The organism is Aquisalimonas sp. APHAB1-3 (assembly GCF_048323695.1).
Classification (GTDB): Bacteria; Pseudomonadota; Gammaproteobacteria; order Nitrococcales; family Aquisalimonadaceae; genus Aquisalimonas.
Genome location: NZ_JBLWFT010000008.1, coordinates 136,661 through 157,863, shown reverse-complemented (window position 1 = coordinate 157,863; position 21,203 = coordinate 136,661). Strand labels below are relative to the sequence as shown.

The 21,203-nt window shown below is 65.1% G+C and carries 21 protein-coding genes and 4 tRNA genes; 18 read left to right on the top strand and 7 right to left on the bottom strand.

The features are described from left to right. Nucleotides 1-69: 69 nt before the first annotated feature. Nucleotides 70-1,926 (bottom strand): asparagine synthetase B family protein, encoded by a 1,857-nt coding sequence (locus ACNSTU_RS12885; RefSeq protein WP_418212444.1) that lies wholly within the window; start codon nucleotides 1,924-1,926, stop codon nucleotides 70-72. A gap of 124 nt (nucleotides 1,927-2,050) precedes the next feature. Between ACNSTU_RS12885 and ACNSTU_RS12880 the strand changes: the two genes are divergently transcribed. From ACNSTU_RS12880 to ACNSTU_RS12870, 3 genes are read left to right on the top strand one after another with little or no spacing between them, the layout of a single operon-like run. Next, a complete protein-coding gene (locus ACNSTU_RS12880; protein ID WP_418212443.1) occupies nucleotides 2,051-2,302 on the top strand; it encodes an acyl carrier protein in 252 nt (83 codons plus the stop codon). 29 nt (nucleotides 2,303-2,331) lie between these two features. Continuing rightward, a complete protein-coding gene (locus ACNSTU_RS12875; protein ID WP_418212442.1) occupies nucleotides 2,332-3,132 on the top strand; it encodes a hydrolase 2, exosortase A system-associated in 801 nt (266 codons plus the stop codon). Further along, on the top strand, nucleotides 3,133-3,981 hold the full coding sequence (locus ACNSTU_RS12870; RefSeq protein WP_290636965.1) for a hydrolase 1, exosortase A system-associated: 849 nt from the start codon (nucleotides 3,133-3,135) through the stop codon (nucleotides 3,979-3,981). Nucleotides 3,982-4,020: 39 nt separating this feature from the next. Here ACNSTU_RS12870 and tviB read toward each other — a convergent pair whose 3' ends face one another. Genes tviB through wecB form a run of 3 tightly spaced genes read right to left on the bottom strand, consistent with a single transcriptional unit; the run spans nucleotide 4,021 to nucleotide 7,694 of the window. Continuing rightward, nucleotides 4,021-5,319 (bottom strand): Vi polysaccharide biosynthesis UDP-N-acetylglucosamine C-6 dehydrogenase TviB, encoded by a 1,299-nt coding sequence (gene tviB / locus ACNSTU_RS12865; protein WP_418212441.1) that lies wholly within the window; start codon nucleotides 5,317-5,319, stop codon nucleotides 4,021-4,023. A 12-nt stretch (nucleotides 5,320-5,331) separates the two neighbouring features. Continuing rightward, nucleotides 5,332-6,540: a UDP-N-acetyl-D-mannosamine dehydrogenase gene (gene wecC / locus ACNSTU_RS12860; protein WP_418212450.1), complete on the bottom strand. Its 1,209-nt coding sequence runs from the start codon at nucleotides 6,538-6,540 to the stop codon at nucleotides 5,332-5,334. A 32-nt stretch (nucleotides 6,541-6,572) separates the two neighbouring features. Continuing rightward, on the bottom strand, nucleotides 6,573-7,694 hold the full coding sequence (gene wecB / locus ACNSTU_RS12855; protein ID WP_290633151.1) for a non-hydrolyzing UDP-N-acetylglucosamine 2-epimerase: 1,122 nt from the start codon (nucleotides 7,692-7,694) through the stop codon (nucleotides 6,573-6,575). Between the two features lie 327 nt (nucleotides 7,695-8,021). On the opposite strand from wecB, the gene ACNSTU_RS12850 reads away from it, so the two are divergent. Further along, entirely contained in the window at nucleotides 8,022-8,759 is a 738-nt protein-coding gene (locus ACNSTU_RS12850; protein ID WP_290636963.1) for a YdcF family protein, read from the top strand. 19 nt (nucleotides 8,760-8,778) lie between these two features. Here ACNSTU_RS12850 and ACNSTU_RS12845 read toward each other — a convergent pair whose 3' ends face one another. Beyond that, complete coding sequence (locus tag ACNSTU_RS12845) at nucleotides 8,779-9,417, bottom strand: outer membrane beta-barrel protein (RefSeq protein WP_290633145.1); 639 nt, start codon at nucleotides 9,415-9,417, stop codon at nucleotides 8,779-8,781. Between the two features lie 197 nt (nucleotides 9,418-9,614). Here ACNSTU_RS12845 and ACNSTU_RS12840 point away from each other — a divergent pair, with 197 nt between their 5' ends. From ACNSTU_RS12840 to ACNSTU_RS12810, 7 genes are all read left to right on the top strand, one after another. Then, nucleotides 9,615-9,941, top strand: coding sequence for a PEP-CTERM sorting domain-containing protein (locus tag ACNSTU_RS12840; RefSeq protein WP_290633147.1), 327 nt, complete (start codon nucleotides 9,615-9,617; stop codon nucleotides 9,939-9,941). 156 nt (nucleotides 9,942-10,097) lie between these two features. After that, nucleotides 10,098-10,865: a class I SAM-dependent methyltransferase gene (locus tag ACNSTU_RS12835; protein WP_418212440.1), complete on the top strand. Its 768-nt coding sequence runs from the start codon at nucleotides 10,098-10,100 to the stop codon at nucleotides 10,863-10,865. A 382-nt stretch (nucleotides 10,866-11,247) separates the two neighbouring features. After that, entirely contained in the window at nucleotides 11,248-11,748 is a 501-nt protein-coding gene (locus ACNSTU_RS12830; protein WP_290633256.1) for a hypothetical protein, read from the top strand. Nucleotides 11,749-11,786: 38 nt separating this feature from the next. After that, on the top strand, nucleotides 11,787-12,086 hold the full coding sequence (locus ACNSTU_RS12825) for an HPr-rel-A system PqqD family peptide chaperone (RefSeq protein ID WP_290636962.1): 300 nt from the start codon (nucleotides 11,787-11,789) through the stop codon (nucleotides 12,084-12,086). Then, on the top strand, nucleotides 12,083-13,000 hold the full coding sequence (locus ACNSTU_RS12820) for an HprK-related kinase A (protein ID WP_290633260.1): 918 nt from the start codon (nucleotides 12,083-12,085) through the stop codon (nucleotides 12,998-13,000). Before ACNSTU_RS12825 ends, ACNSTU_RS12820 begins: the two co-directional genes overlap by 4 nt. Then, entirely contained in the window at nucleotides 12,975-14,111 is a 1,137-nt protein-coding gene (locus tag ACNSTU_RS12815) for a nucleotidyltransferase family protein (protein ID WP_290633262.1), read from the top strand. The genes ACNSTU_RS12820 and ACNSTU_RS12815 overlap by 26 nt, the downstream gene beginning before the upstream one ends. Continuing rightward, nucleotides 14,104-15,324: a VanZ family protein gene (locus ACNSTU_RS12810; RefSeq protein ID WP_290633264.1), complete on the top strand. Its 1,221-nt coding sequence runs from the start codon at nucleotides 14,104-14,106 to the stop codon at nucleotides 15,322-15,324. Before ACNSTU_RS12815 ends, ACNSTU_RS12810 begins: the two co-directional genes overlap by 8 nt. On the opposite strand, the gene ACNSTU_RS12805 is transcribed toward ACNSTU_RS12810, so the two are convergent. Continuing rightward, nucleotides 15,311-16,216: a VanZ family protein gene (locus tag ACNSTU_RS12805; protein WP_290633270.1), complete on the bottom strand. Its 906-nt coding sequence runs from the start codon at nucleotides 16,214-16,216 to the stop codon at nucleotides 15,311-15,313. The genes ACNSTU_RS12810 and ACNSTU_RS12805 overlap by 14 nt on opposite strands. Nucleotides 16,217-16,691: 475 nt before the next feature. Here ACNSTU_RS12805 and ACNSTU_RS12800 point away from each other — a divergent pair, with 475 nt between their 5' ends. Next, on the top strand, nucleotides 16,692-17,474 hold the full coding sequence (locus ACNSTU_RS12800) for a PEP-CTERM/exosortase system-associated acyltransferase (protein ID WP_418212439.1): 783 nt from the start codon (nucleotides 16,692-16,694) through the stop codon (nucleotides 17,472-17,474). 203 nt (nucleotides 17,475-17,677) lie between these two features. Here ACNSTU_RS12800 and galE read toward each other — a convergent pair whose 3' ends face one another. After that, nucleotides 17,678-18,661, bottom strand: a complete 984-nt coding sequence (galE, locus tag ACNSTU_RS12795) for a UDP-glucose 4-epimerase GalE (RefSeq protein ID WP_418212438.1) — start codon at nucleotides 18,659-18,661, stop codon at nucleotides 17,678-17,680. Between the two features lie 228 nt (nucleotides 18,662-18,889). On the opposite strand from galE, the gene ACNSTU_RS12790 reads away from it, so the two are divergent. The 6 genes from ACNSTU_RS12790 (at nucleotide 18,890) to secE (ending at nucleotide 21,201) form a co-directional block, all read left to right on the top strand. Next, a tRNA-Tyr gene (locus ACNSTU_RS12790) sits at nucleotides 18,890-18,974 on the top strand. A 146-nt stretch (nucleotides 18,975-19,120) separates the two neighbouring features. Then, nucleotides 19,121-19,194 (top strand) — tRNA-Gly (locus tag ACNSTU_RS12785). A 43-nt stretch (nucleotides 19,195-19,237) separates the two neighbouring features. Beyond that, nucleotides 19,238-19,312, top strand: a tRNA-Thr gene (locus tag ACNSTU_RS12780). A gap of 77 nt (nucleotides 19,313-19,389) precedes the next feature. After that, a complete protein-coding gene (tuf, locus tag ACNSTU_RS12775; protein ID WP_418212437.1) occupies nucleotides 19,390-20,580 on the top strand; it encodes an elongation factor Tu in 1,191 nt (396 codons plus the stop codon). A 104-nt stretch (nucleotides 20,581-20,684) separates the two neighbouring features. Further along, nucleotides 20,685-20,760: transfer RNA gene (locus ACNSTU_RS12770), tRNA-Trp, on the top strand. A 63-nt stretch (nucleotides 20,761-20,823) separates the two neighbouring features. After that, nucleotides 20,824-21,201, top strand: coding sequence for a preprotein translocase subunit SecE (gene secE / locus ACNSTU_RS12765; protein ID WP_290637286.1), 378 nt, complete (start codon nucleotides 20,824-20,826; stop codon nucleotides 21,199-21,201). The last annotated feature ends 2 nt before the right edge of the window (nucleotides 21,202-21,203 follow it).

Genomic DNA, 21,203 nt, shown 5'->3' with positions numbered 1-21,203 from the left:
GGGGCGCCGTCTCACGTTTGCGACACTGTAAAGTAATTCGACGCCCCGACTGATCCTGCCTGGCAGCGGTCAGGAGCTGGCCGCATGACGCACGGCGACACCCGATTGCGCATGATCACGGTCCAGCCACAGTCCCAGCATCATCAGCACCCACACCAACTCGCCATAGTAGGCCGCGTGCTGGTCGCGTTGCAGGTCCATGAGACGGTCAAGGAACGCGCCCCGGAACCAGCCGTGCCGGCGCAGGCTGCCCAGTGCGTCGCCCGCCATTTCCTGCAGGACCGGTGTGTCGCGCATCCAGACGCCAAACGGCAGACCGAAGCCGTGCTTCTTCTTCTGGATGATGGTGTCCGGCAGAAAGCCGCGCATCGCATCCTTGTAGAAGCAGCGGAGCTGTGCCCGACGGACCTGCAACTCTGGTGGTATCCGGCACGACAGGTCCACGACGCGGTCATTCAGCATGGGAAAGTGCACGTCCGCCCCGGCCAGCGCGGCGGTTCGGCTTACCTTGCAGAGGTCGTTGTCGGCGAGGACGTACTGCCAGTCCAGGTACATCATTCGGTGCAGTGGGTCGCCTTGCCCCGGGGCCGAGTAAACGGCCCGCTGCCGGGCCATCGGTAAGGCGGGGTCGACCTCGGCGAGGAAGTCGGCGTTGAACAGCTCGGCCGGATCGTGGCGATGGAGGAAGTTGTAGCTCTGCAGCCGATCCGGCAGCGGAATCCGGGCCTGTTCGACATAGCGCCGGACCTTGCGTGCGCCCGGGAGTGCCCCCAGTGGGCCGAGCGCCAGGGGCTCCACCACTCCGCGACGGAGCCCGCCGGGGATCCGGCCATACGCCTCGAAGATCTGTTGTTTGCCATAGGGCGGGTTGCCGCCGAAGAGTTCATCGCCGCCGTCACCGGCCAGCATGAGCTCAATGCCGTTCTCGACAGCGCGCCGGGCACAGTGGTAAGCCGGTATCGCTGAAGAGTTTCCGAAAGGCTGATCATAGGCCGCCGCGATCTTCGGAACCGTCGCGGCCACGTCGTCGGGGGTGACGTAGTATTCACGCAGGTCCAGCCCGAAGTGGTCGCGGGCTGCTCGGGCATATTCGATCTCGTCGTAGCCCGGCGCGTCGAACCCGATGGCATAGGCCACGGCAGGATCCTGTTGCGCCTTTGACAGCATCCCGGCCACCGTGGAGCTGTCCAGGCCTCCACTCAGGAATGCTGCGGTGTGCGCGTCTGCCGCGGCGTCGCCGACGGACTGTGCCAGCGCGGCACGCAGTTCCTCGGCGAGTTCCTCCGGTGTGGCGCGCCGGTCCGGGGCGAATGTCGGGGCCCACCACTGGCGGACGGTTGACTTGCCATCGCCCCAGTCCAGCGCGTGGGCCGGGCGCAGGCGCCCGATCTCTTCGTAGATGGAGTCGGGGCTCGGAATGGCATGATGGTAGACGTAGTGGTAGACGGACTGAGTGCTTAACCGTGCATCCACGCCCGGGTGGCTGATGACCGCATCCAGCGTCGAGCCGAAGACCAGGCAGTCGCCCGAGTCGGTGTGGAACAGCGGCATCCGTCCCATGCGGTCCGTGGCGAGCAGTGCCGTCCCCGCGCCGGGGGCCAGCACGGCCAGGACGAAAGGTCCCTCGAGCTGAGCGAGCATGTCCGGGCCGTTGGTCTGCCAGGCATCCAGCAGTGCGGTTCCGTGTCCCGACTGCCGGGCAATCGCCTCCAGGGCGCCCGATTTCCAGCGCGGAGCCCCGGCGATGAGTGCCAGAGTGCCGTTGTCGCCATGCGCGATGTCACCGCCAAGGGCTGCGCCGCCACAGTTGCCGCCGCCCAGGGTGCTCAGCGTGGCCCGCGGGCCCCCCGCCAGAGCAGCACCCATTTCATTGGCATCGCCCCCCCGAGTGCTCGGGCCCAGCCAGCCACAGATCCCCCCCAGCATGCGCGCGTCTCCCTGTTCAGTGGTCTGCGATTGATCCGGCCAGACCGGAGGCTGATAATGCTCTTCAGATGATAGTAAACCTTCCCGGGCTCTTCAGGGCGCGAAAGACAATAGAGATGCTTTGATGGCAACGCTTGATGAAGTGAAGCAGGTAATTGACGACGTGTTGCAACTCAATGGCCGGGTGCGTCAGTTCGACCGCACGACCGGGTTGCTGGGCGAGGTGCCGGAGTTCGACTCCATGGCCGTGGTTTCGCTGGTAACGCAGCTTGAGGAGCATTTCGGCATTGCCGTGGACGATGAAGAGATCAGTGCCGAAACCTTTGAAACCGTGGGTTCGCTGACGGATTTCGTCGACCGCAAGCTGGCGGAGTAGCCGGGCGGCAGAAGCAGGGGTGGAGTGCGTTGGAACCGCAGTTCATTCGGGGGGCGACCGGTTCGCTGTTCATCATGTACCGCGCTGCTGCGGGGGGCGAGGCGAGGGGCGTTGTCCTGATCGTTCCGCCTTTTGCCGAGGAGCTCAACAAATCCCGGCGCATGCTGGCCCTGGCCGCCCGGGCCCTGAATGCAAGGGGCTACGCGACCGTTCTCCCGGATGTCCATGGCACCGGTGACAGCGCCGGTGACTTTGGTGAGGCGGACTGGACGGGCTGGCTGGATGACCTCGCCACGACGCTTGCCTGGCTGCGCCAGCGCCATACCGCGCCGCTCCACATCCTGGCGCTGCGCGCGGGTGCCCTGCTGGCGTCGGATCTGCTGGCCCGTGAGTCGTTACGGCCCGAGACCCTGGTGCTCTGGAACCCCGTGCTGCAGGGGCAGCAGGCGCTGACGCAGTTTCTGCGCCTGAGCGTCGCCGGCAACCTCGCCGGTGGTGGCGGGGAGACCACGGCGGTGCTGCGCCAGAGGTTGGAGGCCGGTGAATCACTTGAAATTGCCGGCTACACCCTGCCCCCGCGGGTCGCGAGCGGCCTTGATGCAGCCGTGCTGGCTCCCGCGCCGGAATCGCTGCCCCGGCGCCTGCTCTGGCTGGAGGTCAGCACGCGCGACGAGCCGGCCCTGTCACCGGCCAGCCAGCGAGCGATTCCCGCCTGGGAGGCCGCCGGGGTGGCGGTCACAAGTGAGGCGGTGCGTGGCGACGCCTTCTGGAATACCGCCGAGCTGGTAGATGCCCCGGCACTGGTTGCCGCAACGGAAGCGGCGTTCTGAATGGTCACCGACGAGCACGCACGCGTTCTGGACTGTGGCGGTGATCGCCTGCCGGCCATTCTGCACGCCCCGGAGTCGGTGCATGCGCGTCTCGGCGTTGTCGTTGTGGTTGGCGGGCCACAGTACCGCGTCGGGAGCCATCGCCAGTTTCTGCTGCTGGCGCGGCACCTGGCGGCACAGGGGATCCCCGTGCTGCGTTTTGACTACCGCGGCATGGGCGATGCCGAGGGTGAGTACCGGGGGTTTGAGCACGCGGGGCCAGACGTCACTGTTGCCGTGGATGAACTGACGGCGGCCTATCCCGACCTGGACGGTGTCGTACTGTGGGGGCTGTGCGATGCCGCCTGCGTCGCCATTCGCCACGCGCCGGACGACGACCGGGTGACCGGCGTCGTGCTGCTGAATCCTTGGGTCCGCACCGAGGCTGGCAGCGCCCGGGCCGTGGTGCGGCATTACTACCGGCGGCGTGTGCTCAGCCCCGACTTCTGGCGCAAGCTGGCCAAGGGCGGGATCAACCCGCTGCGTGTGGTGCGGGGCTTTCTGAGCCTCGTACGCCGCAGTCGTGGGGAGGCATCGACACCACTCTCTCTGCCGGAGCGCATGGCCAACGACTTTGCCCGCTTCCGGGGCAGGGTGTTGCTGATTCTCAGCGGCAACGATCTGACGGCGGACGAGTTCCGCGACACGGTAGCCGCTTCGTCGCGGTGGCGGGAGTTGCTGGCCCGACCCGGTGTGTCCCGCGTGGATCTGGCCGACGCGAACCATACCTTCTCCCGGCAGCAATGGCGCGACGAGGTATCACGTTGCACCGCGGAATGGATTGTTGAGGCCAGGGCCGAACAGCCATAGGCCGTGTGAGCCGTGCCCGCACGCCCGCGCCGGATGCCGCTACAGGCGGCCCTCGACCTGGTCTTCCGGTAGCAGCCCCTTGATGTCGTACAGAATCCCTGAGTCGTTCAGGTGCGCACGTATCGCCGCGGCACCCATGGCGGCGAATTCGCGGTGACCCACGGCGAGTATGATCGCGTCGTAGACACCAAGCTGCGGGGATGCGACCGGGGTGATGGCGTATTCCGACTCCGCTTCGGCCGCGTCCACCCACGGGTCATGCACCTCGACCTGCGCATTGAATGCGCCGAGTTCGCGGATGACGTCGACGGCCCGGGTGTTGCGCAGATCCGGGCAGTTCTCCTTGAAGGTCAGGCCAAGCACGAGAATGCGTGCGCCCACGATGCTGCGTCCGCGCTCGGCCATCAGCTGCAGTACCCGGGTGGCAACGAAACGGCCCATGCCGTCGTTGGTCCGGCGTCCGGCGAGAATCATCTCCGGGTGGTGGCCGATGGCCTGGGCCTTGTGCGTCAGGTAATAGGGGTCCACGCCGATGCAGTGGCCACCCACCAGCCCGGGCTTGAACGGCAGGAAGTTCCATTTGGTGCCCGCTGCTTCGAGGACCGCCTGGGTGTCCAGGCCGAGGCGGCTGAACAGCATGGCCAGTTCGTTGATCAGCGCGATGTTCACGTCCCGCTGGGTGTTCTCGATGACCTTGGCGGCCTCGGCAACGCGGATGCTGCGGGTCTTGTGTGTGCCGGCGGTGATGATGCTGGCGTACAGGGCATCGACAAAATCGGCAGCGGCGGGGGTGGAGCCCGCCGTGACCTTGACGATGTCGAGCACCGTGTGCGCCTTGTCGCCGGGGTTCATCCGTTCGGGGCTGTAACCCGCGTAGAAGTCCCGGTTGAAGCGCAGGCCGGACACCGATTCCAGCAGTGGCACACAGTCCTCCTCCGTGGCCCCCGGGTAGACGGTTGACTCGTAGATCACCACATCGCCGGGTGAGAGTACGCGGCCAACGGTCTCACTGGCGCGGATCAGGGGCCCCATGTCCGGCCGTTTGTAGCCGTCTATGGGGGTGGGCACGGTGACGATGTAGACATTGCAGCCGGCGATGTCCTCCGCCTCGTTGGTGAATGTCAGCGCGGACGCGGAACGCAGTTGTTCGGTGTTCACCTCGCGCGTGCGGTCATGCCCTGCTCGCAGGGCGTCGATCCGTTCGCGACTGACGTCGAATCCCGTCACCGGGTAGCGCTCGGCGAACGCCACCGCCAGGGGCAGCCCCACGTAGCCAAGCCCGATCACCGCAATGCGGCTGGTGTCCAGTGCGGGTGGAGCGATGGCAGTGTTCATCATCGTTGTCACGCCCTACTGCAGGAGGCTGAGCAGGCCGCAGGCGTCCACGACCATCTTTTGCTGGAGCGGCGCCGGCGGCAGTCTCCGGAACTGGCGATGTGCGACGAGCATGACCAGCACGTCGGCTTCCTCCAGTGCCCGTTCTACCCCGACGTGCTCGACGCCAAGCTCGAGCAGGGCCGCCGGCAGCCCGCGCCGGGCATACGGCTCCACCGCGAGGATCCGGCCGACCTTCTCCCGGGCAAGAGTCTGGGTGATGCGCAGGGCCGGGCTCTCGCGCAGATCGTCCACATCCGACTTGTAGGCCAGCCCCAGGCAGGCGATCACCGGGTCCCGCAGCCGCTCCGCCCGCGCACGGACCTGTGTGATCACGTGATCGGGTTTGCCGTCGTTCACTTCGCGCGAGATGCGGATCAGCCGTGACTGCTCCGGCGCCGAGTCGACGATGAACCAGGGGTCCACGGCGATGCAGTGTCCGCCCACGCCGGGGCCGGGCATGAGAATGTTCACGCGCGGATGCCGGTTGGCGAGCTGGATGAGTTCCCAGACGTTGATGCCGAGCCGATCACAGATCACGGAGAGCTCGTTGGCCAGGGCGATATTCACGTCCCGGAACGTGTTCTCGGTAAGTTTCGCCATCTCGGCGGTGCGTGCCGTGGTGGCCAGGACGTCGCCGGAGACAAACTGGCGGTAGAACGCCGTAGCGGCCTCGGTGGCGGCCTCGTCGAGCCCGCCAACCACCCGGTCGTTGGTGACCAGCTCCTGGATGATGCGGCCGGGCAGGACGCGTTCCGGGCAATGGGCGATGCGCACCTGTCCCTCGCTGAGGTCGGGGCGTGCCTCGCCGATCCACTGCGCAACCCGCTCGGTGGTGCCCACGGGGCTGGTGGATTCCAGTATCACCAGGTTGCCCGGTTTGAGGACAGCCGCCATGCGGCGTGTTGCCGCCTCCACGCAGCTGAGGTCCGGCCGTTTGTCCTCACCGAACGGGGTCGGCACGGCGAGGATGAACACGTCCGCCTCTTCGGGGTCGGTGGATGCGCTGAGTTGCCGGCTCTGCACCGCAGAGCGGACCAGGATGTCCAGTTCCGGCTCGACGATGTGTATGTCACCGCGGTTGATGGTTGCCACCACGTCCGGATTCACGTCCACGCCGTGGACCTGAAAACCCCGGGTGGCCAGCAGGCTGGCCGTGGGCAGGCCGATGTAACCCAGGCCCATCACGGTCACGGACTGGTGCAGAAAGTCCTCGTTCAATGGTGTTCCTCCAGCAGGCGTTCCACGATCCGGCCGGCGGCGTGGCCGTCGCCGTAGGGGTTGTGTGCACGCGCCATGCGCTCGTACCAGGCGGGGTCGTCCAGCAGGAGTTCGGTCTCCGCGACAATCCGCTCCACGTCCGTGCCCACCAGCCTGACGGTGCCGGCCTCGACGGCTTCCGGGCGCTCGGTCGTGTCGCGGGTGACCAGCACGGGCTTGCCCAGGGAGGGGGCCTCCTCCTGGATGCCGCCGGAGTCCGTGATCACAATGTCCGCCCGGTCCAGCAGCCCGACAAACGGCAGGTAATCCATGGGTGGCAGCAGGTGCACGTGCGGGTGTTCCCCCAGTGCTGCGCGCACGGGGCCGAGCACGTTGGGGTTCAGGTGAACGGGGTAGACCACCTGCACGTCCGGCCGGTCCGCCAGGTGCCGCAGCGCCTCGCACAGGCGCTGGAAGCCCCTGCCGAAGCTCTCGCGCCGATGGCCGGTGACCACGATGAGCCGCCGCTCCGGGGCGAGGCTCGCCAGGTCGGGATTCTCCGGGGTTACTATGTCGGCACTGCCGCGCAGGCGGGCGACGATGGTCAGCAGTGCGTCGACCACGGTGTTGCCGGTGACGGTGATGCGCTCCGGGGCGACACCTTCGCGCAGCAGATTGTCCCGCGCCCCGTTGGTGGGCGCGAAGTGCAGGTCCGTGAGGGCACCGGCCAGGCAGCGGTTCATTTCCTCCGGCCACGGTGAGTACCGGTTGCCCGTGCGCAGGCCGGCCTCCACGTGGCCGACGGGAACGCGCTGGTAATAGGCCGCCAGCGCTGCCGCGAATGTTGTAGTGGTATCGCCGTGGACGAGAACGCGGTCGGGGCGCTCCGCCTCGATGACCGGGCCCAGGCCCTGAAGCAGCGCCGCGGTCACGCCGGTGAGATCCTGCCCCGGCTGCATGACGCCAAGGTCGTGGTCGGGTTCGATCCGGAACAGCGCCAATACCTGATCCAGCATCTCCCGATGCTGTCCGGTAACACAGATGCGCGCATCTATGCCTGGCGTTTGCGACAGTCGCCGTACAACCGGGGCCATCTTGATGGCCTCTGGCCGTGTGCCGAATACCGTTAGTATCTTGATGGCCTGCCCAACCCTTGGCGCTATCGCCCGTGTCGCTCCGCGTGATGCCTCGCTGCGAGACAGGCGAAGAACACAGGTCGTTTGTATCTGACCAGGCGCTGGTCACGTCAGTGTCGCGTGATGCGCCACATGCTCGCTGACGGCCCCGTTGGTCGTTGTTGTCGAGGCCGCCAGCATGTCGCATGCACCCACGCGACATGCAGCAAGAACGGTGCCGGACTGTACGAAGCCCCGAGTGGCGGGGCATGATCGGGAACCGGGCCGTGCATATGGCCTTGTTGTGTAAAGAAAGCTGACGCTGCCGCTGATGAACCGAGGACGTTGCCAATGTGGTGGAGCGTGTTCGAGCGATTGCTGTTTCCGCCCGCTGGCCCTTTGTTTCTGGTGATCCTGGGGCTTTTGCTGCGGCCCTGGCGGATGGGGTGGTGGTTGGTTGTCGCGGGTGTCGGTTTTCTTTACGCATTCAGTACGCCATTGGTGAGCACCCTGCTTGTGGCCCCGCTGGAGCGCGTGGACCCCCTGGCGATTGAGGATGCGGCTGAAGCCGATGACGCCGTGATGGTCGTGCTCGCGGGCGGGTGGTTCGAGCATGCGCCCGAGTACGATGGCCCCATGGCAAACCAGTGGAGCCTGGAGCGCGCCCACTATGCAGGCCACCTGGCGCGGGAGCTGGACGTGCCCGTGCTGGTCTCGGGCGGCCCGGGCGAGGCCGAGGCACTCGCGCGCGTACTGGAGACCGGTCTGGGTGTGGCGGTGGAGTGGCTCGATAATGATAGTCGCAATACCCAGCAGAACGCCTCCAACAGCGCTGCGATACTGGCTGCTGAAGATTACGCCACCGTGATCCTGGTCACCAAGGCACTCCATTTTCCCCGGGCATTGGCGGCCTTTGAACGCGCCGGCGTCGAGGCAGTCATTCCTGCCCCGACCGGCTACTTTCACCGCCCGGACCCCGAGGCCGGCCCCAGCCCCTGGGATGTCGTTCCCAGTGTCCCCGCGCTCACCCGCAGCGCCATGGCGTTGCACGAATACGTGGGCCGTGTCTGGTACCGGGTACGCTACTGACGCGGGTACCGGTGCTCTGTCAGAACCGGTACAGCAGGCCCAGTGTGGCGAGTTGGATATCGCCCTCACCGGTGGTGTCGGAATCGCCCACGTTCGAGAAATGCATCAGCGATCCACGGATCGACCAGTCCCGGGTTACGTGGTACCGCCCGCTGACGCCGACATTCGGCACCCCCTGGTTTTCCGTCTCGCGGCGGGAGTCTTCCTCAGTGACTGCGTCGACGTCGCGTCGCGTCTTCAGGTAAGCCAGCCCGGCGGAGAAGTCCAGTTGCCAGCGCTCCGCCACCGGCAGGGTGGCAATCAGCCGGGCGCCGTAACCGGACGTCTCCATGGTGTCGGTGCGCACGGTGGCATCACCGGAGCGGAGCCGGGCCTCGTGCTCGCCGAGGTCGAAATAGTTGAATTCCAGCGCGAGGTGGCGGGTGATGGCGGCGCCGGCTGACAGCATGAACGCAAAGCTATCGTCGTCGCTCGAGACGCGTAGCTCGGTGCCATCGGCAATCGCGCGCAGGTCCCGCTCGGCGTCGTCGAGGTCCACGAAGGAATAGCCCAGGTCCGCTCCCAGATAGTAGTGCGGGCGGTCGGCAGCGATGGCCTCCGCCGTGACCAGGAACAGCCCGGAAACAAGCACTGCGGCAAACCGATTGATGTGCATCATTTGTTCTTCCTTGTTGAGAGACCGTGCTCACTGGTGATCGTAGTCCCTTTCGCCGGGTTGGTCGCTGTTGGCAGGCTTTACACCTGACGTGCGCCGTTCGTCGGTTTCTGCTCAGAAGCTGTTGACTCACGGGGTGTGGCCACCTTCTTGCATCTGCCTCGATCGTCGAAGCAAGGCTGTGATCAGGAGTTGGCGCAATGAAAAGAACAAGTACGCGGCTTGGCGTGTGTTTCGCTCTTTGTATCGGCCTGGGAACGGCGCCAGCGGCGTTCTCGGCCGGCTTCATGTCCATGACCAACGGCGAGATCGAGAGGGAGCGGCAGGCCATCATGGCGATGTACGGCTCCACGACCGACCCAGGGTCCGATTACGACGGCGGCACGACGAACCCGGGTGGCTCCGACGGGACCGACAACCCGCGTGACGGGCAAAGCAATCCGGTACCGGAGCCGGGTTCACTGATGCTTTTCGGTGCGGGAATGGTCGCTTTGGGCTACGTGGTACTGCGACGCAAACCGGTGTAACCCGCTCAGATCCGTTTCAAGCCCCGCACCGGCCGGTGCGGGGCTTCGCACCTCCCGCTGGCCGCCCTCCTGTGCACACCTGCCAACGGGGCTCGCCATGCCGGACGACGGCCCGTCGTGGTGTGGTGTATCGTTAATATAATCGTTACCTGGGCGATGACCACAGGAGGCCCATTGCCGCAGCCTGAATTCGAACAACGCTGGCGGCAGCGCTTCAGCGAACGCGGTGCGCGGCTGGATGATGATGCCGGCATTGCCGGGTGGACCCCCACGGGGCTGCAGGCGCGCGTGCGCCAGTTCCGCGCGCTGTGGGAAGCGCAGCAACGGGAACCAGGCCTGTGGCTCGATATCGGTTGTGGCGCCGGCACGTACACGCGGCTCCTGCACGCCCATGGCCATGAACCGGTGGGGCTGGATTACGCGCTGCCGTCGCTGAAGAAGGCCGCCCAGCGGGGCGGCGGGAGTGCGCTCGGTTGGGCGTCGGCCGACATCCGCAGACTACCCCTGCGGGATGGCCAGGCGGATGGCATTCTGTGTTTTGGGGTCATGCAGGCATTGTCCGACCCGACGCCGGCCCTGACCGAGTTGTTCCGTGTGCTCCGGCCGGGAGGGGAACTCTGGGTGGATGCGCTGAATGCCCGCTGCGCCCCCACGATCCTGTCCGAGTGGCGCCGGCGCCGGCGCCGCCAGCCAGCCCATCTCCGCTATGACCACCCGCAGGCCTTTCGACGGGCGGCGCAGGCCGCGGGGCTCGAGATAACGGCGCTGGAGTGGCTGCCCATTGTTCCGGGTTCGCTACAGCCGCTGGCTGGCCTCGTGGAGAGTCGCCCGGCGCGCATGCTGATGCGCGCTGCGCCGCCGCTGGGTTCGACGCTGAGCCACTCGTTCATTCTGAGGGCGAAGCGCCCCTGTCGGGAAGCTTGACAGTTGATGGCCGATGTTTCGCTTGTTCAATGTAGCAATCTGTTATATAGATTCATAATCAAAGGCATAGGGCGTTACTCTGGTCGCGGCAGGAGTCTTGCAAGGTCTTCAGCGGGCGGCGCTGACGCCACCAGGGGTCGCGTTTGCGGATTCCGTCGAATAACCCGAATAACGAGTACGAGGGTGGGGTATGGATGACAACAGGCTTCCGGATAATCATCGCCAGGGCGATGCGCCCCACCCGAGTCCCGTGAGCGGATCGGACGGGCCGCGAAGCCTGTCACGCCGCCGGTTTGGTGTCGCCGCCGTATCGGCCTCCGTGATCATGAGTTTGCATGCTCAGCCTCTCCGTGCGGCTGCCAATTGCACGCCTTCGGGGTGGGTGTCCGGTAACACGTCCCTGCACCCTGAGCTCGACAGCTGTGGCGGGCTGACTCCCGGTTACTGGCGCACGCATGTCTACTGGCCGGCGCAGTTTCAGCGCGGCAGCTGCCTCGACAGCAGTGGCGCTACCGGTGGCGGAACGGAACCGTGCACCAATGGTGTCTACTATGAGCAGGGCGACAGCCTTTTCTGGGACTCATTCTCCGGCGGGGAAGGTGGTGGCTTCGGATACTGGAAGGACGACGAGTACCGATCGAAGAGCCTGCTGGAAGTGCTCTACGAAGACGAAGGCTCTCTGGGCTGGCACGGTGTTGCCGCGCTGCTCAATGCGGCTGATAATCGCATTCCGCTGACCCTCACCGAGGTGGAGGCGATGTTCAGCGCCGCGCTACTGGGCGAAGACTACATCAACCCCTATCTTCCGGAGCCAATGACGCCGGAGCAGGTTCGGCGGTTCTTCGAGGCCACGTATGAAGGGCAGCAGAGCTGGGGGCCGTAGGCGCGGCGCACCAGCTTTGCCTGCGCCGACAGTGATACATGGGTGACATGGCTCGTCCCGATCAGCGTTTCGTTCTCGACCCGGCTGTGCTCTGGCGTCAGATGGACGGCGAGGCCGTGGTGTTTCTGCCCGCCAGTGGCGATACGCACCGTCTGGATCGGTTTGCCACGAACGTGCTCGCGGTGCTCGAAGGCCACACCGCCGGGCTGGATGCGGAGACGGTGCTGCCCTTGATGCGACACGGCGCGGTGGATGACGAGCCCGTGTCAGTGGATGACGTGGCCGCCGTGCTGCAGGATTTCCGGCGGCTCGGACTTGTGGAGCAGCCGGCGTCGTGAGGCTCGCGGAGATCCCCGAGGCGCAGTTGCGCCACAGGCTTGCCGGGCCGGAGGGCGTCACGCTGGTCACCGGACCGTTCAGCACCCGAATCCGCAGCCCTGTTGCGAGCGTGGCGCGCGGTCTGGCAGACCTGTATGGAGATGTCCGTGTCGAGCCTGACGCCGACTGGGCCGATTTTCACGTCCAGGTCAGAGCGCCCCGCACGCCCCGGCGCTGGTTCCGGCCGCAGGTTCTGTTCCTCTCCGAGGGCCGCAGTGTCTTCAAGCCGCTGGCATTCCATCAGGCGTTCCCGATGCTCGAATGGGGGCTCAACTGGTGTGTGACCGCCAACGTGAAACACCATTTGCTGTTCCATGCGGCGGTTGTTGCACGGGAGGACCGGGCGCTGATTCTGCCGGCACCACCCGGCTCCGGAAAAAGCACCTTATGTGCCGGACTGGTGGCCAGTGGCTGGCGCCTGCTGTCGGACGAGCTTGCCATAGTGGACGTGGAAGCCGGCACGCTGACGGGCCTGGCGCGGCCTGTCAGCCTGAAGAACGCGTCGATCGAGGTGATTCGGTCATTTGCCCCTGACGCATTCGTCAGCGACCCCTGCCACGATACACTCAAGGGCACGGTGGCCCACTTGCGTCCACCCCGCGCCAGCGTGGACCGGGCACTGGCCCCCGTGCGGCCCGCCTGGGTCGTTTTCCCCCGATTCGAGCCTGGTGCGGAAACACGGCTGACGCCACGGGTACGCACCTCGGCTTTCATGGAACTGGCCCGGAACGCCTTCAATTACACGGTGCTTGGCCGGCTGGGTTTCCGACGCACGGCGGACCTGATCGAGCGCAGCGTATGCTATGACTTCACCTACAGCCGCCTGGACGAAGCCGTTGCCACGTTCAATGCCATGGAGCCTCCCTCCGCCTGATCTGCTGGCGTCCTGTCTGGCGCAGCCAGCCCGGCTGGCTGCGCTGTCACTGAGGCAGTGGGCGCGGGTGCTGGTCCAGGCGCGGGAGGCTTCCCTGCTGGGCACCGTATGCCATCTGGCGGAGACGCACGGGGGGCTGGAGTCCGTGCCCGAGCCCGTGCGCGGCCACCTCTGGGGCGGCCGCATGGCCGCTGAGCGTAACGCCGAGGCCATACTGTGGGAGCTGCGCTGTCTGCAGCGCGAGCTGGGGTGGGTGAAGATGCAGCCCGCGCTGCTCAAGGGAGCCGCCTACGTGGCGGCGCAGACCCCCAACGCGCCGGGCCGTTTGTGTAATGACGTGGACATCCTGGTTCCGCGCGCCGAGATCGACCGCGCGGAAACGGCGCTGCGCTGGATGGGCTGGATGACCACCCATCTCACGGCCTATGATCAGCGCTACTATCGGGAATGGATGCACGAGCTGCCACCCATGGAGCACATGCGCCGCGGCAGCACACTGGACGTCCACCACAATATCCTGCCCGAGACCGTACGCAGGCAGCCGGATGCAACCAGGCTGCTGGCCCAGGCGCGCCCCCTGGGCGACGGCTCCGGTGCGAGCGTTCTGGCACCGCATCACATGGCGATCCATTGTGCCGTGCACCTGTTTTCCGATGGTGAGTGGGAGACCGCGATCCGTGACCTTTACGATTTCCACTGTCTGGTCAAGGGGTTCAGTGCCGAACAGGGGGAGCTCTTCTGGGACGCCCTGCTTGATGAGGCGGACGCCCTAGCCGTGTCGGTTTACGTGCACCATGCGCTGCGCTGCTCCAGGCACCTGTTGGGCACGCGCGTACCCGGCCGCGTGATCAGTGCGCTGTCGGCACAGGCGCCAGGGCGCCTCCGGCAGTGGGCCCTGGACTGGGTGTTCCTGCATGCGGCCAGCCACCGTTTTACCAGCAGGCGCCCGGTGCGGCATGCCATCAGCCGCCTGGCCCTGTTGTGGCGTTCACACTGGATAAAGATGCCGCCACTCCTGTTGCTGCGTCATCTGTTCTACAAGGCGTTCCTGGCCCCCCGTGATGACGCGGCGGACGCGGTGAAGGAACAGGGAGCCGGGCGACATGGCTAGTGGGTCCGTGGCCAGTTCCCCACAGGGGGGCAGTGACGCCGTTGGCGTGCCGGCGGGCTACGGAACGGCACGCCTGCTGTTGTTGTTCAGTGCCGTGGGGATCATTTACGGGTCGCTGTATCCGTTCCGGTTCGAGTTCGCGCCCATGGCGTTATCCGATGCGGCCGAGGTGTTGCTCACCGACTGGCGCGGCGAATTCCGCCCCGTCAATGTGCTCACGAATGTCCTGCTGTTCGTGCCGTATGGGTTGTTCGGCGCCGTGGCGCTGGCCGCATGGCACTGGCTGCCCCGCTGGCTGTTGCTCTACCTGTCTGCCGCCGTGATCGCTTTCGGGCTGCAGGTGGCACAGCTGTGGTTGCCCGGTCGGGTGCCGACCTTTGCTGATGGTGCGATCAACATGGTTGGCACGGTGGCGGGTGCGACCATTGCCCGCCTGCCGGGCGTGCACGCGCTGATGACCCACACGGGACGGCACGCCCGCCAGGCACTGGCCCTGCCGTTTCTGCTGATGCTCTGCTGGGTGGCGTATCGGTGGTTTCCGTTTGTGCCGAGTGTCGATGTGTTTTCCATCAAGGACGGGTTGCGGCCGCTGTTGCTTGAGCCGGAGCTGCGCCCACTGGATGCCTTCCATAACGCGGTGGCGTGGATCGTCTTTGCCTGTCTGTGGGAGCAGTGTCGGCTGTCGTGGTGGTGGCTCTGGCTGGTGATTCCGGGCGTTGTCGTTGCACAGGTCGGCATCACGGCCAATCCCCTTGTCCTGCACAATGTGATGGGTGCGGCGGCGGCCCTGCTGGTATGGACCGGGTTGCGCTACGGTTTCCGCCGGCCGATCGAGCCCGTGATCCTGCTGTTGCTTGCCATGCTCGTGGTCCAGGGGCTGCGCCCGTTCGAGTTAGCGCAGGGGGCGTTTCTATGGTTACCGTTCCAGGGGTTTCTGCACGGCAACATGACCGTGAATCTGCTGAGCCTCATCGAAAAGCTCTTTCTCTACGGCAGCCTGGTGTGGTTGACCCTGGAGGCAAGCCAGAGCCGTGTCACGGCGCTATTGCTTCCTGCGGTCATGGTGGCCGGGATTGAAATCGCGCAGATCTGGATTGCCTCGCGTACGGCGGAAATCACCGATCCACTGTTGTGCGTTGCCTTCTGGGGGGTGGCGATGGTCGCGTGGCGGCCTTACGCCCAACGGCGCCAGGCGGCGGTCACGAGTCCGTGAGTTGCACGGTATCCAGGTAGAGCCTGTGCGGCTGCTCCAGATTCGTGGTGAAGATGGCCAGCTCCACGATGCGATTCAGTCTCATGGTGCGCTCGGATGGGGCCTGCTGGACGTCCTCGACCGGAATGCGGATGTCGTTCCAGCCCGGAAGGAGCTGAAAGCGCCGGTTGAAACGATCATCGTAGGCCCCCCCGCGACTGAGATGGATGTCATCGCGGATGGACACCGTGACGATCAGGGGCACGGGCTCCGCGTTGTATATGCTCAGACTCAGGGCCTCGAAGTCGGACCAGTCGCCCAGGGAGCGTCGCATGGTTGTGCCAGCGAAGCGCGCCGGCGGAAGGTCGACGCGGAGCGAGCCGTGCCCCCCCCGGGTAACACCGTCATCCTGCTGTCCCCTGGACCAGCGGCGGTGCTCGAACGCCGTGCTGAAATCCGAGAGCACCGGGAACTGCAGTCGAGCAACGCCACGATCCCATAGTGAGGTCACCGGTGCCTGCAGCTCGAGGAAGAGCACCACTGCCACGAGGCCGCCGATGCTTCGCCGCTTGGCGCCGGCCGGCGCCGCCAGCGCGACCGCGATGGCGGCGCCCAGGACGTTCTGCCAGACGTCGCGGAACCCGGCCGTGCGATCGAAAAGCGGCTGAACAAGCTCGATGCTGGCGCCAAGCAGCAGGGCAATGGCCAACACCGCGATGCCGCGTTTGGCAAAACTGTATCGCTGCAGTACCGGTGCCTGGAGTATGAGCCAACCCAGGAGCGCGAAATACAGGAGATGGCCGAAGATGTGGATCTCCGGGGCGAAGACCTGTCGCCATGCGCCGAGATCGATGAAAAACAACGGGGTCATGCCGGCAACGACGGCAAGAGCAAGGTAGTTGCGGGCGTTCATGCGCACGGTATGTGGGCAACCTGTCCGGTTGGTTGATCGTTTAACGTGCCCCGGTCCGCAGGGGAATACAAGCGCGGAGACCAGCGTGGATGCCGACGCAGGCAAGGCAGGCAAAGGATACTCGATACGGGTCCACTGCTGAAAGGGAGAGGCGCACGTCCTGATCGCGGCACCGCCGAGTCCGTCCGCGACGTGCCCCCTGCATGTTGCTTTTCAACGACATTCCCGGGGGCGGTGCCATGCCTGGGATCGAGAGGGTTTCATGCGGGAAGCGGCGGCCGGGAGTGTCGCTGTGTGATTACAGTTTGATCGCCTCCCTCGGAGCGGCGAAACGGATTCGCCAGAATGACCATTCCAAAAACAACAACTTACGACCCTGGCGCAAAAATTGCTTTAGCCGGTTGACTTCGCGCGCGCGCGATGCGAGCGGGGTACTGGCCGATGGCGGCGCCTTGGCGCCATAGGGTAGCCGTCGGTGTCCTTTTCCGTGGGGGGTACCACAATGAACAATCTTTCCGCGATCTACCATGAATCGCTGCTTGCCCAGTGTGCGCAGGATCCCGGCGCCGTCCAGGATGCGCTTCGTCTGCGTTACCAGGTGTACTGTCTTGAGCGTGGCTATGAGGATTACTCGCGTTTTCCTGATCACATGGAAACCGATGAGTATGACGACGCAGCCACACACGTGCTTGTCCGCAATCGATCAGACGGGACCACTGTCGGGACGTCCCGACTGGTGTTCGACGACGGCCACGGATTGCCGATACGAACCCATGGGTCGCGCAGTGTCGAGCAGCAACTCGCTCGCACCCGCCAGTTGAACCCGTCCTGTCGCATTGCCGAGGTGTCCCGTTTTGCCGTCACCCGTACCTTTTCGACATTAATGAGCCAGCAGCAGTCCGTAATGGTCAGCTCCCGTCACGTGACAATGGGGCTGGTGGCGTTGCTGTTCCGGCAGAGTTGGGAGTCCGGCGTGACGCACTGGACGGCGCTGCTGAATGCTGCGCTGATCCGTTTTTTCACCCGCGTTGGCATTCATTTTCAGCCCATCGGCCCGGTCATCAATCACCGCGGTGCTCGTCAGCCGGTCATGGCCAGCCTGGATGCCTTGTGGTCCGGAGTAAAGGCCGAGGGGACTGCGCTGGCCCGTTTGGCAGGGCAGTTGGTCGAGGCGGACGCTGGGCGGTCGGATCCGCGTCGACCGGTGCGGGGCGAGCGTCGGGGGCCTGCGCCGATGATCGAGGATCGCATCGCGTAATCGCCTGCGCTCCGGTTCCGGCCGTCTGGTGTGGCCGACCCTGGTCGGTCGCACCGGTGGCGAGGGGGCGATCAGGCAGGGAGTGTGACCTGTTCCGCAGGCTGCCCCGGCCGTTTCTGCTCTTGTGAGGAGCGGCGGGACAGGTCACTGTTGATTGGCTTGTCGCACCGTATGACGGTAGTCCCGGCAACACCGCGTCCGATTCAATACCGGCGGTTTCGCTCCCATGCGATGGCCGTTCGCACGATGGTCTCCAGGTCGTCGTACTTCGGCGTCCAGGCGAGGTGCCGTCGGATACGATCCGCGTTGGCCACGAGTCGTGCCGGATCCCCGGGGCGTCGGTTGGTATAGGTGGTGTTCAGCGGAGCGCCAGCAACTCGTTCGACCGTTGTCAGTACGTCCCGCACGCTGTAGCCATGGCCGTAGCCACAGTTCAGGGTAAGCGATCTGCCGCCACCACGCAGATGATCCAGGGCCAGTACATGAGCGTCGGCCAGGTCCTCCACGTGGATGAAATCGCGAACGCAGGTGCCGTCCGGCGTGGGGTAGTCGGTACCGAACACACGCATCCCGTTGCGCACGCCGACTGCTGCCTCCGCGGCGACCTTGATCAGCAGGGTGGCGTTAGGTGTGGACTGCCCGATGCGCCCGTCCGGTGCGCAGCCGGCGACGTTGAAGTAGCGAAGGGTGAGGTGCTCCAGTTCACCGGCGGTGGCCAGGTCCTCCAGCACCCATTCCGTGGCCAGCTTTGAGCGCCCGTAAGGGTTGATGGGGTTGAGCGGGCTGTCCTCCGCCACGGTATCGCCAGACGCCTCGCCGTAGACCGCGGCGGTGGACGAGAACACCACCTGTCTCACGCCGTTGGCAACACAGGCTTCCAGCAGGATGCGGCTGCTGTTGGTGTTGTTGCGGTAGTATTTCAGCGGATCGGCGACGGACTCCGGTACGACGGTGTGGGCCGCGAAGTGCATCAGCGTGCCGACGGCGTAGTGCTGCATGAGATCGTTGACCAGTCCGGCATCACCGGTATCCCCGACCACCAGCTCCGCGCCCTCCACGGCTTCGCGAAAGCCGGTGGAGAGGTTGTCCAGCACGATGACCCGTTCGCCGCGCTGCACGAGCTGCCGCGTGACGTGGCTGCCGATGTACCCGGCCCCCCCGGTGACCAGAACAGACGATGCGCTCACGCCCTTCCCCCGCGTTGGTTGTCGTGACCAGACGTCATTATGGGGAGCGTGTATGGCCCCCGCAATGCGGGGAGCGGGCGACAACCTGCCCCAGCTACTGACGCCCCTCGCGTACCTGCGCTGTATTGTCTATACTTCCGCGCTTGCAGCGCAGCATTTACTGCTTGGCGATGTTCGGTAGTTGACAGCGACGCTGCTTCTGGCGCAAAGTACCGCGCTCCAAAATCAGGAGGGGTTCCCGAGCGGCCAAAGGGGGCAGACTGTAAATCTGCTGGCACAGCCTTCGGAGGTTCGAATCCTCCCCCCTCCACCAAATTCGAGAGTGCAGGGCGCTCGAAGCGCCGGCACGGAGCGGCCGCCCGGTGGCGGTACGGGGCACTGACCTTCGGTCGGTGCCTATTGCTCGTTCAGGGAGTTTCGGGTGTCCGGCAGCGATGCGCGCCGCCACTCATGTAGCTCGCGGGTGTAGTTCAACGGTAGAACCTCAGCCTTCCAAGCTGATGATGTGGGTTCGATTCCCATCACCCGCTCCAGAAAGAAGGCGTTGCACTGCCGGCGCCGCGAGAGTTGAACAGGGCCCATATAGCTCAGAGGTAGAGCACTCCCTTGGTAAGGGAGAGGTCGGCGGTTCAAATCCGCCTATGGGCTCCATTAGTTGGTAGAAGCGTGTCCGTGACGAACCGTGGCTGCGGTTCCTGGCGAAGCAAAGGAAAGTCCGGGAGATCTCCATGTCCAAGAGCAAGTTTGAGCGTAGTAAGCCGCACTGCAACGTGGGAACGATTGGTCACGTTGACCATGGTAAGACGACGCTGACTGCAGCCATGACGAAGGTGATGGGTGAGCAGTCTGGTGGTGACGTTCGCGCGTTTGACCAGATTGACAATGCGCCGGAGGAGAAGGCGCGTGGTATCACGATTGCGACGGCGCACGTGGAGTACGAGTCGAGCGAGCGTCACTATGCGCACGTGGACTGCCCGGGTCACGCGGACTATGTGAAGAACATGATCACGGGTGCGGCGCAGATGGACGGTGCGATTCTGGTGGTGTCGGCGGCGGACGGTCCGATGCCGCAGACGCGCGAGCACATTCTGCTGAGTCGCCAGGTTGGTGTTCCGTTCATTGTGGTGTATCTGAACAAGGCGGACATGGTCGACGATCCGGAGCTGCTGGAGCTCGTGGAGATGGAGGTTCGTGATCTGCTGAGCCAGTACGATTTCCCGGGCGACGACACGCCGATCATCACGGGTTCGGCGCTGAAGGCGCTGGAGGGTGACACCTCGGAGATTGGCGCGCCGTCGATCGTGAAGCTGGTCGAGGCGATGGACGCGTTCATTCCGACGCCGGACCGTCCGGTGGATCAGCCGTTCCTGATGCCGATCGAGGACGTGTTCTCGATTTCGGGTCGCGGCACGGTGGTGACGGGTCGTGTTGAGCGTGGTGTTGTGAAGACCGGCGAGGAAGTCGAGATCGTTGGCATTCGCCCGACGGTGAAGACGGTTTGCACGGGTGTTGAGATGTTCCGCAAGCTGCTGGACCAGGGCGAGGCGGGTGACAACATTGGTGCGCTGCTGCGTGGCACGAAGCGTGATGATGTCGAGCGTGGTCAGGTGCTGTGCAAGCCGGGTTCGATCACGCCGCACACGAAGTTCGAGTGCGAGGTGTACATTCTGTCGAAGGACGAGGGTGGTCGTCACACGCCGTTCTTCAACGGGTATCGTCCGCAGTTTTACTTCCGTACGACGGACGTGACGGGTTCTTGCGAGCTGCCGTCGGGTACGGAGATGGTGATGCCGGGTGACAACGTGCAGATGACGGTGTCGCTGATTGCTCCGATCGCGATGGAAGACGGTCTGCGTTTTGCCATCCGCGAAGGCGGCCGCACCGTCGGTGCCGGCGTGGTCTCCAAGATCATCGACTGATCGGAGCCTGCGTAACGCGGAACAATCAGGTAGACTACAGGGCGCGAGACGGGCATGACCCGCTCGCGCCTTGGCTGCTTGGGTTCCGTGTAGCAACGTTCAACAGGCCAGTAGCTCAATTGGCAGAGCAGCGGTCTCCAAAACCGCAGGTTGGGGGTTCGAGTCCCTCCTGGCCTGCCACTCAACAGGATGGCAGGGCGTGTCGCCGTCAAGGCGCTTCCCGATCGGAGTCCCACGGAACCGATGAAGTCCAAGTCAAACACCGAAAACTCGCCGGCTGACACCATCAAGCTGGTGGCAGCGCTCGTGATCCTCGGGGCCGGGATCTTCGGCTTCTACATCTACGAGGATCAGCCGCAGCTGTTCCGGGTGCTTGGCATTCTTGCCGTTGGCGCGGTCGCCGTGGGTATTGCGGTTACCACCAACCCGGGCGCGAATCTCTGGCGGTTCATGCAGGATTCCCGCACCGAGGTGCGCAAGGTGGTCTGGCCGACCCGGCAGGAGACCGTGCAGACGACGATCATCGTGCTGATTGTTGTGGTCCTGGTGGCAATCTTTCTATGGCTGATGGACATGTTCTTCCTTTGGGCTGTCCAGCAGCTGCTCAATCCGGGAGGCTGAGG